Annotated in this window: 8 protein-coding genes; 6 read left to right on the plus strand and 2 right to left on the minus strand. The window is 61.3% G+C overall.

Annotated features, from left to right (window positions below):
- Positions 1-349 precede the first annotated feature (349 nt).
- Positions 350-3,025, minus strand: a complete 2,676-nt coding sequence (locus CLU91_RS21745) for a TonB-dependent receptor (RefSeq protein WP_232730832.1) — start codon at positions 3,023-3,025, stop codon at positions 350-352.
- Between the two features lie 176 nt (positions 3,026-3,201).
- Positions 3,202-5,928, minus strand: a complete 2,727-nt coding sequence (locus CLU91_RS21750; RefSeq protein WP_232730833.1) for a TonB-dependent receptor — start codon at positions 5,926-5,928, stop codon at positions 3,202-3,204.
- A 680-nt stretch (positions 5,929-6,608) separates the two neighbouring features.
- Here CLU91_RS21750 and CLU91_RS21755 point away from each other — a divergent pair.
- From CLU91_RS21755 to CLU91_RS21780, 6 genes are all read left to right on the plus strand, one after another.
- Complete coding sequence (locus tag CLU91_RS21755) at positions 6,609-8,438, plus strand: ABC transporter substrate-binding protein (protein ID WP_232730834.1); 1,830 nt, start codon at positions 6,609-6,611, stop codon at positions 8,436-8,438.
- A gap of 28 nt (positions 8,439-8,466) precedes the next feature.
- Entirely contained in the window at positions 8,467-9,405 is a 939-nt protein-coding gene (locus CLU91_RS21760) for an ABC transporter permease (RefSeq protein WP_100875785.1), read from the plus strand.
- Positions 9,406-9,414: 9 nt separating this feature from the next.
- A complete protein-coding gene (locus CLU91_RS21765) occupies positions 9,415-10,530 on the plus strand; it encodes an ABC transporter permease (RefSeq protein WP_100875786.1) in 1,116 nt (371 codons plus the stop codon).
- 9 nt (positions 10,531-10,539) lie between these two features.
- Positions 10,540-12,231 (plus strand): ABC transporter ATP-binding protein, encoded by a 1,692-nt coding sequence (locus tag CLU91_RS21770; protein WP_100875787.1) that lies wholly within the window; start codon positions 10,540-10,542, stop codon positions 12,229-12,231.
- A 27-nt stretch (positions 12,232-12,258) separates the two neighbouring features.
- Positions 12,259-13,221 (plus strand): VTT domain-containing protein, encoded by a 963-nt coding sequence (locus CLU91_RS21775; protein WP_100875788.1) that lies wholly within the window; start codon positions 12,259-12,261, stop codon positions 13,219-13,221.
- Between the two features lie 349 nt (positions 13,222-13,570).
- Positions 13,571-14,590 (plus strand): glucokinase, encoded by a 1,020-nt coding sequence (locus tag CLU91_RS21780; protein ID WP_100875789.1) that lies wholly within the window; start codon positions 13,571-13,573, stop codon positions 14,588-14,590.
- The last annotated feature ends 19 nt before the right edge of the window (positions 14,591-14,609 follow it).

The raw sequence follows: 14,609 nt of genomic DNA on the forward strand, positions 1-14,609 counted from the left end.
CCTTGTTATTGTGATAAAGGCGGCAATTATTTTGAAATAACTTGTTGCTTACCAACAATTTATTTGCCTTTTTGAAAATCCACCAATGAAAATTCTGTAAATTTTCAGGGACCTCATCAAAACATTCACGATTCAGATTGTCAATTTCGCGCAGACTTTTTGGATGAAATGCAACATTTTCCTGTTTTTTTTATAATCCTTCAGTAATAAAGTATCGTGAACCCTTGTCAGGCGTGCTCAGATGGGTAAAATAAAACGGCGCACATCATCGCTGACGGCGCCGCTTTTTCTATTGCTGGCACGCTGTTGCCAGCGCTGCCTGTTTTATCTATCGCGCTGAAAATTCCCCTTAAAACGTATAGCTGCCACGCAGGTAATACGCGCGCCCTATCGGGTCCGTATAGCGCGGGTCATAGCCTTTCTGGAACATCGTGCCCTGGTTCGAAAACGGCGGTTCCTTGTCCAGCAGGTTTTTGACGCCAGCCGTGAGCAGCAAGCCCTTCCACGCATAACTGCCCGATATGCCAAGCAGGCTGTAGGACGGCACATCGTGCTTGTATTGATCGGCAACATTGTTCTGGTCCGTATAGCCGGACTTGAACGATTGCGACAGGGTGGCGCCCCAGTTGCCCTTGCGCCAGTTCAGCGCCGCCGTGTGTTTCCAGCGGAAGACGGGATTGTTGTCCGCATAGCGGCCCACGTTGGCAATGAATTTGCCGCCGCGCTCGTTCTGGTAGTCGTACTTGTGGGTCCAGGTGCCGTCCACCGACACGCTGAAATCGCCGTAGGCGCTGCGTCCCAGGCGCGCATTCAGGCTCACGTCGATGCCGTCGGTTTTCACTTCACCGAGGTTGTCGTTCAGGTCGAGAATGGCGAACGGCGAGCCATCGGGATTGCGCAGGAACAAGGCCTTGTATTTCTCGTAGTTGCCATAGATGGATTGCTCTGGCAACGAGGAAATTTTGTCTTTCAGGTGGATGTTCCAGTAGTCGACGGCGACCGTGATTTCCTTGACCGGTTCGAGCACCAGGCCAAAGGCAAACGTGGTGGATTTTTCCGGCTTCAGCTTTGCATTGCCGCCTTGCAGCTTGAATTGCTGCAAGTCGCAGTCGCGCAGCGGATTGGCACCCGGCTGGGCTACGCCGCCCGGGCACAGGATGGGGTCATTGTAGGAATCATTGGTGTCGTTTTTCGATGGCGGCGCGTTCTTTTCAAACAAGGTCGGTGCGCGGAAACCCGTGCTGGCCGAACCGCGCAGGACCAGCGTGCTGCTGGCCTGGTAGCGCAGGGCCAGCTTGGGATTGGTGGTGCTGCCCACGTCGCTGTAATGGTCGAAGCGGGCGGCCAGCTGCACTTCCAGGTCCTTGATCAGCGGCAAGTTGACTTCGCCGAAGACGGCCTGGATGGTGCGCGAGCCGCTTTTCGACAGCGAACCGGACAGGCCGGAACTGGTGGCCTGGCTGGCGATATCGCGGTTGACATTGAAGTCGGCTTTTTCACGCCGTAGTTCACCGCCGAGAGCGATGGCCAGCGGGCCGCCGGCCAGTTGCATCAGTTCGCGGCTGCCCTTGATGTCGAAGCCCGTCGTGGTGACCCTGGCGTTCTGCACTTCGCCGCGCAGGGCTGTGCTGTCGAGGTAAGCCTTGCCGGGGGCATCCTGCACGCCAAACGGGTTCAGGATGCCATTGAGCACGCCAGCGGCAAAGCCCGCATCCTGCACGTAGCCGTTGGTAAATTTCTCCGACGACTTGCTGATCGCATGGCTCAGCCCCGTCTTGTAATCCCAGCCCGCCAGCTCGCCTTCCAGCGCCAGCACCAGGCGGTCGGCTTTGCCGCTGGAGTCGATCTGCCGCTGACCCGCCTCGACGGGACGCCAGTTGACGCTCAGCGGCTGTCCCGACAGTCCCGGCTGGGCCGGCACGCCGCCCGCATTGCCCGGATAGTATTTGCTGGTATTGGGCAAGATCAAGCCAATTTGCGGCGGCGGCGCCGTGCGTGCCTTCACCTTGTTTTCCGAATGCAGGTATTCCACCGTGGCCAGGTGGCCGCCGCCCAGCTTGAAGGCGCCCTTGCCGAAGAAGGCCAGCTGTTCCTGCGCCGGCAGGTCGTCGATCTGGCGCGTGTAATCCTGGCGGCAAGTGCCGTTCGCCGGCACGGCCGGCACCGACAGCGGCGGCAGGCAGCCGCTGGCCGCGGAGGGATTGCCGGCCAGGCCCTTGCCGCCGTTGGCGGCCGCATCGAAGTAATTGCCGGGGAAGGTCGTGCCGCTGGTAATGGACAGGCCGCGCGAGGGGATGATGCCGGTGGCCGAGAAAGCGCGGTCCTGCGAGGTCAGCACTTCTTGCTTGTGATAGTCGAGCACGCCAAAAATATTGTAGCCATCCGTGTCGAGCTCGCCAAAGCCCGTCGACAGGTTGAGGCGGTGCTCGTCGCCGCCCTTGTGCTGGGGGGCGACGACCTCGGCGGTGATATTCGTGACGTTGACGGAGCGCTTCGTGATGAAATTGATGACGCCGCCGATGGCGTCCGTGCCGTAGATGGCCGAGGCGCCGTCGCGCAGCACTTCGACTCTTTCCAGGGCGGCGATGGGAATGATGTTCAGGTCGACGCTGGCGCCGTCATACGGATGGTTGGCGATGCGCCGGCCATTGAGCAGCACCAGGGTCTTGTCGCCGCCCAGTCCGCGCAAGTCGGCGCTGGCCTGGCCGCCCGTGGGCAAGCCGCTGGTATTGCCGCCGACGGCATTGCCGCTGCCCATGCTCGATGCGTTCGCGGGGATCCTGCCCAGCACTTCCTGGGCCGTCGTCAAGCCCTGTCTGGCGAAATCCTCGGCCTTGAAAATGGACAAGGGCGTCGCCGTTTCCGCGACGAGGCGCTTGATGGAGGAGCCGGTGACTTCGACTCTTTGCATGGCGGGCGTGCCGGCTGTGTCGGTGTCCTGCGCCATGGCCGCATGGCCATAAACACCGAGCAAGGCTGCGCACAGCAGGCGCAAGGCAGGGAAGGGACTGCGGGTTGGCATCATCTGACACTCCTGTGGCGTGGGTTTGGCCAAGTGGCCTGCAAGGGAGTTTTACAGGCGCGCGGGAGCTAAGGTTTGCGTTTGCGCAATAGGCATGTGGATGCGTGTCCGCGCGCCACAGTCGGAACAAAAAAAGGCGGTGATTGCTCACCGCCTCGCGTCAAAATGCCTGCGTCAGCTTAGAAGAACTTGTAGCTGGCGCCCAGTTTGAAGTAGCGGCCGATGGCGCCGCTGGCATCCATCGGGTTGTAGCTCATACCGCCATAGGTCAGCGGATCGAGCGGCGCGATCTTGTCGGTCACGTTGTTGATTGAGGCAAACAGTTGCAGCTGCTTGCTGACATTCCAGCGGCTCGACAGGTCGAGCGTGGTGAACGAGGCGAGCTTGCAACCGTTCGGCGCCGGTGTGCCGTCGGCCAGTTTGGAGGAGCAAGGAATGCCCTCGAACTTGATATTTTTCATGTCCGAACGATAGTTCAGCACGCCGCTGACGTTCCAGTTGCCCAGGTCCCACGAGCCGGTGAGATTGATCTTGTCCTTCGGCGTGCCGGCGCAGTTGGAGGTATCGCAATTGCCATGCGTGCCGGCAAACTGGTAGCGCACGGTGGACGACTCGGCCCGCACCCACGAGGCGATGTGGGTCCAGGTCAGGCCGAACGTGGCGCGGCCGTAGTCGCCCAGGCGCACGCGCTGCTTGACGTCCAGGTCGATACCCTTGATCTCCGTGAAGCTGGAGTTGCGGTACGGCGCCTTGGTGATCAGCAAGACGCCCGTGTTCGGCACCACCACGCCATTGATGGTCAGGTTGCTGTCGGAACGGATGGCGGTCGGCAGGGCGGCCGCTTCATTGTACGGCAGCGGATTGATCTCGTTTTCGCGCTTGATCTTCCAGCCATCGAGCGACAGGCTGGTATCGTTGAACGGATCCCACACGATACCCAGGGTGTAGCCCTTGGATTTTTCCGGCTTGAGGCTGGGGTCGCCAACCTTGACGGCCGCCACCTGCAGTTCGCAGTCGCTGGCATTGGCGCCCGGCAGGCGGTTGCCGCCCGGGCAGCGCACGGGATCGCTTACGGTCGCGGTGCCCGTCGATTGCGAATCGGCATTGCTTTCGGCCGGGCCCGGCGCGCGGAAGCCTTCCGAATACGTGCCGCGCACGGCGAAGGTTTTCAGCGGCGTCCACTTGGCGCCCAGTTTCGGCGTGGTCGACGAGAAACGGTCGTATTTGTCGTAACGCAAGGCACCCGACAGTTCCACCGTCTTGAAGACGGGCGCCAGCACTTCCAGGAATACGGCCGAGACCTTGCTGTCACCCTTGGCCGCCACGTAACTGGCGTTGATGGAGCCGTCTTCCGTGCCCGTCAGCGACGGATTGTCGAGCTTGTCGCGACGGTGTTCCGCGCCCACGGCCAGGCCCAGAGCGCCGCCCGGCAACTGCATCAGCTCGCGCGAGGCCTTGACGTCGATGATGTCGAGCTTGGTCGTCGAATCGGAGGTGGCGTTGGTGACCATGGCCGCGTACAGCGAGGCGGGATTCTTGCCCGCCTGCGCACCGATGTAGTAGGGGAAATGTTTGCTCTGTGGGCTGGAATCGCCCAGGGCATCCCTGACGACGGCCATGTTCAGCATGTTGCTGTAATCGAGGTGCAGCTTTGATTCCGAATGCGTGTAGCCGGCATCGTAGTCCCAGCCCATGGCATTACCCTTGACGCCGAGCACGATGCGGTTGAACTCGTTGTTGGCCTTGCGCGTGCTGGGGCCGACGTCGAAAGCCTGGTAGCGCACGCGCACCGGCACGCCGTACGGATTTTGCGGGTGCTTGGCCGCCAGCACGATGCTGGTGTCGGCGCCGCTGGCGTAGTTGATGACGCCGGCCTGGTTGCCGGCGTTCGGCGGGAAGGCAACCGTGGGTGTGACCGATGGCGGGATCATGGTAAAGGCCGTGTCGCGTTTCGAGTAGCCCGCTTCCGCGTACACCTGGGTGTCGGCATTGACTTGCCAGGTGCCGCGCGTGTACAGGTTGACCGATTCGATCTTCGGCTGCATCGCGCGGAACTGGTCGTGGTGCCACACGCAGCCGCCTTTCGGATCTTGCGGTGAAGACGCGGACAAGGTGGCGCAGCCGGGCAGGGAGACATAGTTGTTGGTGACGGGGTCGCGGATCAGCCCTGTCGGCGAGGGATTCGCATCGTTGTTGCTGTTGATGTAGCCGCCGGCGAACTGGGTGTTGATCGCATAGCCATACGGGCGCAGGTCGCCCTTGCCTATCCATTTGCGCCCGGCGCGGTCGCTGTTCATCAGCATGTCCGATTTGCTGTATTCGGCATTGACGACGACATTGAATTTATCCGTGTCGAGGTTGCCCTTGCCGAAGGTCAGCGAGGCGCGGTGCTGCTTGGCGTCGCTGTCGCCGGAGATGCCCGTGTCGGCCTTCAGGGTCAGGCCTTCGAAGTCCTTGCGCAGGATGATGTTGACGACGCCGGCGATGGCGTCCGCGCCATACGTCGACGAGGCGCCGTCCTTGAGGATTTCGATGCGCTCGACGATTTGCATCGGCACGGTGGACAGGTCGGTAAAGCTCTTCTGACCGTCGTCGGCGCGCGCGAACGGCGCCATCCGGCGGCCATTGAGCAAGACCAGGGTCGAGGTGGCGCCCAGGCCGCGCAGCGAGATGGCCGTGGAACCGGCGGCAAAACCGTTGCCGAAGCCCGTCGGCAGGGAGCCGGCGCCATCGGCGGTCAGGGTTTGCAGGTATTCGGCGACGGTGGCCTTGCCCGATTTCATCAAGTCATCGCGGGTGATGAGCTGTACCGGCGATGCGGTCTCGGCCGTGGCCCGTTTGATGCTCGAGCCTGTAATTTCCACCCGTTGGACATTGGCGTCTTGCGCCATTGCCGGCGCAGCCATGATGCCAAGGCTGAGCGCTGCCACGCTACCTGAAAAGATCAGGCGTACGGAGCGGGATATCACTGTTTCCATCATCATTCTCAGAACTCCGAAAGTGTGCTCGGCTGGCCTGTGTGCGGCACAGCTTTGCCAGGGTGATAAAGATTGCTGCGTCGGCAATCGCTGTGGGTCAAACGGCATATCGTGCATTGCCGTGATTGATAAGACCATTTGCCGGGAAACCCTGTCAACGCGCACACATGCTTTTTCAGCATGGAAACAACAGTGTTTTTTATAATGTTGATCAGTTTCAATATTTGCAATTATTTCAATGTTGCATTGCGCCGCATATTTTCCGTACTGCCATAAAAACAGCCGTCATTCGGGGCCGTAAGAGTTACTACCAGGTATTTTTTCATGGTGGCGGGCGGCTTTTGTTGCGCTGCGGAAGATTTCCCCCGTGATCGGGCGGCCGTGGCTGCGTGCCACGCCAGCACTGCGGCTTTTCGCCCGGCGGACAAAATATGCGTTATCGTTACGCCTTTTTCCAGCTCGCCGGCATGCGGTCTGGGCTGGCGATGAGCAAGGCATAGATCTTGCGAGGATGGACTGGTTTTGGCGGTGGACTCCTGTATCCCAGGGGGAAGCCAGTACAAGCGCACCAATACGGTGCGACGGATAATCGAGATGAAGGGTATTACATGAAGTCACCATGGATGCGGCGCGTGGCGCTGCTCGCCTGCCTGGCCACCCTGCCGCTGGCGGCCGTGGCCGTTGACGCTGCCCCCGCGGCCGCGCCGGTCAAAACCTTGCGCTATATCCTGCCGGCCGCCGAGACGGGTTTTGATCCGGCTACCGCGCGCGACCTGTATTCGAACCACATTACGCAGGCCGTCTTCGACACCCTGTACACGTATGACTACCTGGCGCGCCCCGTCAAGGTGGTGCCCGGTGCGGCCGCCGCCATGCCGGAAGTGTCCGCCGACGGCAAGACCTACACCATCCGCCTGAAAAAAGGCATCCTGTTCACGCCCGACGCCGCGTTCGGCGGCAAGCGCCGCGAACTGACGATGGCCGATTACGTGTATTCGTGGAAACGCTTGTTCGACCCGCGCCTGGCATCGCCGCACAGCTGGCTGTTCGAAGGCAAGGTGGTGGGCCTGGACGACCTGGCCAAGGATGCCGCCAAGGCGAACAAGCTCGATTTCAGCAAGAAGGTGGCGGGCCTGGAAATTCTCGACCCGTACACCTTGCGCATCACGCTGACCAAGACCGATTTCAATTTCCCCATGATTCTCGCCTATGTGCCGACGGCCGCCGTGGCGCGCGAAGTGGTGGAAAAATATGGCGACGTGAAGGGCGAAGTGGGTTCGAATCCCGTCGGCACCGGCTATTACACCCTCGGTGAATGGACGCGCGGCAACCGCATCGTCCTGAACCGCAATCCGCAGCACTTGCCCGAGACGTGGAATTTCCTGGCTGGCGACGATCCGGACGACCAGCGCATCGTGCGCCAGATGCAGGGTAAACGCATTCCCGCCATCGACCGTATTGAAATTTCCGTGATGATCGAAGACCAGTCGCGCTGGCTGTCGTTCCAGAGCGGCGGCACGGACGTGTTCTGGCTCGATGGCCCGCTGGCGCCGAAAGCATTGCTCAATGGCAAGCTGCGTCCCGAACTGGCGGAGAAGGGCGTGCAACTGTCGCGTTTGCTGGACCCGGAAATCAGCTATTACTACTGGAATATGGAAGATCCGACCCTCGGTGGCTTCAGCAAGGAAAAGATCGCCCTGCGACGCGCCATCGCCATGGCACACAATATCGACGAAGAAATCCGCATCATCTGGAATGGCCAGGCCAAGCGTCTCGACTATCCGATACCGCCGGGCGTGGTCGGCTACGATCCCCACTACAAATCGCTGCTGCAATACGATCCCGTGCTGGCAAACAAATTGCTCGATAAATTCGGCTACAAGAAGGGCGCCGATGGCTGGCGTACTTTGCCGGACGGCAAGCCGCTGCTGATCCGCTACGCTTCGCGCAATGAGGCGAACGGCGTGCTGCAGGCGGAAATGTGGCGCAAGACGTACAACTCGCTGGGCATCCGCATGGAAAACGACCGCATGATCTTTTCCGACATTTTAAAGACGGAAAAGCAGTGCAAGATGCAGACGCGCACGGCGCCGTGGCTGGCCGACTATCCGGATGGCGACAACTTCATGCAGCTGTTCTACGGCCCCAACACGCACCAGAATAACAATGGCTGCTACCAGGATCCCGAGTACGATAAATGGTACGCGGCCAGCCAGGCCATGCCGGCCAGCCCCGAGCGCGACGAGCTGTTCCACAAGATGGCGCGCCGCCTGGAAGTCAATGCGGGCGCCCTGATCGGCTATGCGCGCTACCGCAACATGCTGGCGCAAAAGTCGGTGCAAGGCTACAAGAAGCACCCGATCCTGTTCCAGGAATGGGCCTTCATGGACATCGACAGCACTGGCGCGCCAGCCCCAGCGGCACCGGCCAACAAATAAGCAGCGCTTATAACAACAAGGAATCATTATGTTCGCTTATATCCTGCGCCGCCTGTGGCAGATGCTGCCCACCATGCTGGGCGTCGTCCTGCTGGTGTTTATCCTGTTCAACTGGGTCGGCGGCGACCCGGCCTACATTTTGGCCGGCAAAATGTCGAGTGCCGAAAGCATTGCCAACATCCGCCGCCAGCTCGGCGTCGACCAGCCGTATTACGTGCAGCTGTGGATCTTCATCAAGCAGATCGTCACGTTCGACTTCGGCCAGAGCTGGGCCACGGGCGAATCCGTCTCGCACATCATCACCTCGCGCCTGGGCCCGTCGATGATGGTCTTGATTCCGCTGACCGTGCTGGAAACGTTTTTCGGCGTGGCGCTGGCGCTGGCCATCGCCTTCGTGCGCGGTTCGCTGACGGACCGCGTGGTGATGATCGCCTGCACCGTGGGCATGTCGATTTCCATCCTCGTCTACATCATCGTCTTCCAGTACGGCTTCGCCTACAAGCTGGGCCTGTTCCCCGTGCAGGGCTGGGGCGACAGTTTCTGGGAAAACCTGCTGCGCTATTCGACCCTGCCGATTCTGATCGGCCTGGCCGTGTCGATTGCGCCGACCCTGCGCCTGTTCCGCACCTTTGTGCTGGACGAGGCGAACCAGGATTACGTGCGCACGGCGCGCGCCAAGGGTCTCAAGGAAGGCCGCATCATGTGGGTGCACGTGCTGCGCAACGCCGGCATCCCCATCATTACCTATGTGATGTCGAACTTGCCGGCCCTGCTGATCGGCGCTTTCCTGCTGGAACGCTTTTTCGGCATCCCCGGCATCGGGCGTGAAGTGATTCTGGCGGTCGAGCGCAGCGACTTTCCGGTGATCAAGGCGATCACCGTGTATGTTGCCGCCGCCACCATGCTCTTCAACCTGCTCACCGACCTGCTGTACCAGGCGGTCGATCCTCGCGTACAACTGAAGTAGAAAGAGACGATGTCGAAACCTCATACATCGCCCGGCCTGTGGGCCCTGGCGTGGCGCCGTTTGCGCGGCGACAAGATTGCAATGGTATCGCTGGCCGTGGTCGGCGCTTTTTTCCTGCTGGTGCTGGCGTCGGCCAGCGGCCTGGTGGCCTCGAACTGGGAAGACGAAGTGGCTGTCAGCTATGCGCCGCCCACGTTCGTGGGCGCCGACAAGGACGTGGCCGCTGCCAGTGATGGCGCCATTCCCCATACCGACGAGCGCAGCACGCCGACACCCGTCAACGTGCTCGACCCGCTGGCCGACGACATCGCCGAACTGCGCGCCCAGATGGGCAGTAATCCATCGGCAGGCGTGGAAATGTACGGCGTCACCGACCCGCTGGCCGACGACTTGACGGCCTTGCGCGCCGGCATGGGCAAGGCCAAGAAACTCGTCACGCACAAGGCGGCAACCCTGCCGTTCGGCGCCGACAAGTGGGGCCACGACATCGTGCAGAAAACCATCAAGGGCGGCGAAACGTCGATCGTCGTGGGCCTGGTGGCAGCCTTGCTGGCCGTGGTGCTGGGCACGATTTTTGGCGCCGTGTCCGGCTACTTCGGCGGCATCGTCGATGATTTCTTCAACTGGTTCTACAGCATTTTTACCTCGATTCCATCGATCCTGATGATTTTGACGGTGGCGGCCGTGCTGCAACAGAAAGGCGTGCTGACCATCGTGCTGATCCTGGGGCTGACGGGCTGGACGGGGCCGTACCGGCTGATACGCGCCGAATACATCAAGCACAAGGCGCGCGAATACGTGATGGCGGCTGACGCGATTGGCGCTTCGCACTGGCGCAAGATGTTTTCGCACATCTTCCCCAACGTGAGCCACGTGGCGCTGGTGCAAATGTCGATTCTGGTGGTGGGCTTCATCAAGGCGGAAGTGATTTTGAGCTTCCTCGGCTTTGGCGTGCCGGTGGGTACCGTGTCGTGGGGCAGCATGCTCAACGAGGCACAAAATGAACTGATCCTGGGCAAATGGTGGCAGCTGACCGCCGCCGCCACGGCGATGGCCGTGCTGGTGACGGCGTTCTCGCTGTTTACCGATGCCTTGCGCGATGCGCTCGACCCCAAAGTGAAATAGGAGTTGCTCATGGACCAGAATAACCTGTTGGAAGTGCGCGACCTGCGCGTCACCTTCCGCCTGGACAAGAAGACCACGTTCGAAGCCGTCAAGGGCATCTCGTTCAACGTGCCGCGCAACAGCACCGTGGCCCTGGTGGGCGAATCGGGCAGCGGCAAGTCCGTCAGTTCGCTGGCCGTCATGGGCTTGTTGCCACCGGATAACACCATCATAGCTCCCGCCTCGAGCATCCACTTCGGCGGGCGCGACTTGCTCAAATTGTCGATCGCCGAGCGGCGCACCATGTGCGGCAAGGATATCTCGATGATCTTCCAGGAGCCGATGTCGTCGCTGAATCCCGTCTTCACGGTTGGTTTCCAGATCGCCGAAGTGTTGCGCCAGCACATGGGCATGAACCGCAAGCAGGCGCGCGCCCGCACCTTGGAGTTGCTGGAAGAAGTGGGCATCCCCGATCCCGCCACCAAGATCGACGCCTACCCGAGCCAGATGTCGGGCGGCCAGCAGCAGCGTGTGATGATCGCCATGGCGATCGCCTGCGAACCGAAACTCTTGATCGCCGACGAACCGACGACGGCGCTCGACGTGACGATCCAGAAGCAGATCATGGACCTGATCGCGGCGCTGCAAAAGAAGCACCAGATGTCCGTGCTCTTCATTACCCACGATCTGGGCCTGGTGGGGGAGATCGCCGACCAGGTGATCGTCATGCGCCATGGCGAAGTGCGCGAGACGGGCGAGGTGCGGCAAGTGTTCGAAGCGCCGGCCGACGCTTACACCAAAGCCCTGCTGCATTGCCGCCCCTCGCTCGATGAGCGCCCGTGGCGCCTGCCCGTGATTGCCGATTATATGGAGGGCAAGGCCGGCCCCGGTGTCGAGGTAAAACAGCGCACGCGCGGCTACACGCCGGGCGACGAGCCCGTGCTGGTGGTGAATAATCTCAGTAAAAGTTTTTATACGCGTGTCGGCCTGTTTGGCAAGCGCGAATTCCAGGCCGTCAAGGATGTGTCGTTCACTTTGCCGCGTGGCAAGACCTTGGGCGTGGTGGGCGAGTCCGGTTCCGGCAAGACGACGGTGGGCCTGACCCTGCTGCGCCTGCACCAGGCAACGAGCGGCACGGCCATGTTCCACGGCAAGGATCTCATTGCCATGCCGAACAGCGAGTATTTGCCGTATAAACGCCGCATCCAGATCATCTTCCAGAATCCGTATGCCTCCCTGAACCCGCGCTTTACGGTGGGGCAGATTTTGCTCGAACCGATGCGCATCCACAAGATCGGCGCGAACGACCAGGAGCGCATCGCCAAGGCTTACTGGCTGCTCGACAAAGTCGGCTTGCCGGAACAGGCTTTCCACCGCTATCCGCACGAGTTCTCGGGCGGACAACGCCAGCGCATCGCCATTGCCCGCTGCCTGACCATGCAGCCGGAAATTCTGGTGTGCGACGAATCCGTGTCGGCGCTGGACGTGTCGGTACAGGCGCAGGTGCTCAATCTGCTGCAGGACTTGCAGGATGAATTCGGCCTCAGTTACATCTTCATCTCGCACGATTTGTCCGTCGTCAAATACATCGCCGACCAGGTGATGGTGATGCACAAGGGGCAGGTGGTGGAGCTGGCCGATTCGGACGAGCTGTACCGTAATCCCGTGCATCCGTACACGCGCACCTTATTGAGTGCCATCCCGAAAGGCGTCCAGGTGTAAGGGGCTTTTTACGGTAAGATAGCGGCCATGCCCAACCTCATTTACCTGCTCGAACATTACGGTGTCCTGATTGTCTTTGGCATCGTGCTGGTGGAGCAGCTCGGCTTGCCGATTCCCGCCTTTCCCATTCTCGTGGTGGCGGGGGCGCTGGCCGTCGATGGCGACATGAATGGGGGGCTGGTGCTGGCCGCCGCGCTGGGCGCCTGCCTGATCAGCGACTTCACGTGGTTCCGCGCGGGCCGCCATTTCGGCAAGCGTATTCTGCGCCTGCTGTGCCGTATCTCGCTGTCGCCCGATTACTGCGTCAGCCAGACGGAAGACAAATTCAAGCGCTGGGGCCCGAAAGCCTTGATCGTTTCCAAGTTCGTGCCGGGATTCAATACCGTGGCCGCGCCGATGTCGGGCGCGCTGGGTACGCCGCCGGGCCTGTTCTTTTTGTACGCGGGCCTGGGCGCCTTGCTGTGGAGCGGCACGGGCATCGTCGTCGGCGTGATTTTCCATGCCAGCGTGCAGCAGGTGCTCGATTTGCTCAGCACCATGGGCAGCACGGCCTTGCTGATGCTGGCCACCTTGCTTGGCTTGTTCCTGCTGTACAAATTCCTCGAACGCCGGCGTTTCCGCCAGGCCTTGCAGATCGAGCGCATCGGCATCGATGAATTGCTCGAACTCATAGAGCAGGGCGAAGAGCCGCTGATGGTCGACGCGCGCAGCGCCACGGCGCAAGCGCTGGAACCGGCCGTGCCGGGCGCCTTGTTCTTCAATGGCAAGGAACCTGTGCCCGCCATGATCGCCATGGACAAGGACCGCCACATCATCGTGTATTGCAGTTGTCCCAACGACGTGACGGCCGCGCAAGTGGCCAAGCTGCTGCACCAGCACGGCTTTCACCGGGCCAAGCCCCTGCACGGCGGCCTGGACGCCTGGAATGCCGCTTACCGCTCGGACCAGCCGGCGCCCGCCAGCCTGCTGGGCGAAGGCTTGCCCTCCTGATCAGTAAAAACCGGTAGTAATAATACGAAACCAGCCGTGCGTTGCCGCCCGGACGCCAGCGCCGCATCAGCGCCGCCGCGTACAAAGCGGCTTTGCGCAAACTCCGGCATACTGTGTTTTCACGGTGATTTCTGCTGCTGTGCAGCATGCTTTTAACGCGCTTGCCGAGTGCAAGCACTTACTCTAAATCATTGTTTCCAAGCAATTTTGGTGCTGCCTGTTGCATTTGGAGTGGAACTACCAATAAAGGCTGGTTTTGATGTACTTAAACTACAAACTTTGCTTGCCTCCGGGCGCATTCATCCTTTAAGCTTGGCGTCCCATGCGTCCCACTTCATCATTTAAAATCATGAGCGCTTCGTCTTCACCCGTATTGCCGACTTCCGCCTTCGCCGATGGACCGCGCCTGCTGGCCGACGTGGGCGGCACGAATGCCCGTTTCGCCCTGGAAGTGGCCGCTGGCCACATCACCCTGGTCGAAGTGCTGCCCTGTGCCGATTACCCGAGCCTGTCCGCCGCCCTGCAAGCCTACCTGGCCCTGCCGCACATCGCTGCCGCCGGCGGGCAAGCCGTGCGCCATGCCGTGATCGCCATCGCCAACCCCGTCGACGGCGATTTCCTCAGCATGACGAACCACCACTGGTCGTTCTCGATTCGCGCCATGCGCGAAGAGTGCGGTTTCACGACCCTGGACGTGGTCAACGATTTCACGGCCCTCGCGCGCTCCCTGCCGCAGCTGTCGAACGAGCAAAAGCACCAGGTGGGCGCGGGCACGGCCCGTCCGAACACGGCCATTGGCCTGATCGGCGCCGGCACGGGCCTGGGCGTGTCGGGCTTGATTCCCTCGCACGGCGGCTGGATAGCCCTGCAAAGCGAAGGCGGCCACGTCAGCTTCGCACCGTTCAATGAAACGGAAGTGAGCATCCTGCAATTTGCCTGGCGCGAATACGAGCACGTCTCGGCCGAGCGCCTGATTTCCGGCGATGGCCTGGAACTGATCTACCGCGCCCTGGCCGACCGCGCGGGCGTGCCGGCGGAAGCCTTGCCGGCGGCGGAAATCACGCGCCGGGCGCTCGCTGGCGAATCGCAGCTGTGCGACGACGTCATCGAAGCGTTCTGCTGCATGCTGGGCACCGTGGCGGGCAACGTCGCCGTCACCCTGGGCGCGCTGGGCGGCATTTATATCGGCGGCGGCATCGTGCCACGCCTGGGGGCGCGCTTCGACCGCTCCGGTTTCCGCGCCCGTTTCGAACGCAAGGGCCGTTTTGCCAATTATGTCTCGCAAGTGCCGACCTTCGTCATCACGGCGCAGTACCCGGCTTTCCTGGGTGCATCGGCCATTCTCTCGGAGAAACTCGCCTCGCTGTGATGCAGGCAGCGGGCGATGT

It is taken from the genome of Janthinobacterium sp. 64, assembly GCF_002813325.1.
Lineage (GTDB): Bacteria > Pseudomonadota > Gammaproteobacteria > Burkholderiales > Burkholderiaceae_D > Janthinobacterium.

Coding starts and splice junctions, on each gene's coding strand:
- CLU91_RS21780 (WP_100875789.1), top strand. CDS start 13,571: ATGAGCGCTTCGTCTTCACCCGTATTGCCGACTTCCGCCTTCGCCGAT.
- CLU91_RS21745 (WP_232730832.1), bottom strand. CDS start 3,025: ATGATGCCAACCCGCAGTCCCTTCCCTGCCTTGCGCCTGCTGTGCGCA.
- CLU91_RS21755 (WP_232730834.1), top strand. CDS start 6,609: ATGAAGTCACCATGGATGCGGCGCGTGGCGCTGCTCGCCTGCCTGGCC.
- CLU91_RS21760 (WP_100875785.1), top strand. CDS start 8,467: ATGTTCGCTTATATCCTGCGCCGCCTGTGGCAGATGCTGCCCACCATG.
- CLU91_RS21770 (WP_100875787.1), top strand. CDS start 10,540: ATGGACCAGAATAACCTGTTGGAAGTGCGCGACCTGCGCGTCACCTTC.
- CLU91_RS21775 (WP_100875788.1), top strand. CDS start 12,259: ATGCCCAACCTCATTTACCTGCTCGAACATTACGGTGTCCTGATTGTC.
- CLU91_RS21765 (WP_100875786.1), top strand. CDS start 9,415: ATGTCGAAACCTCATACATCGCCCGGCCTGTGGGCCCTGGCGTGGCGC.
- CLU91_RS21750 (WP_232730833.1), bottom strand. CDS start 5,928: ATGGCTGCGCCGGCAATGGCGCAAGACGCCAATGTCCAACGGGTGGAA.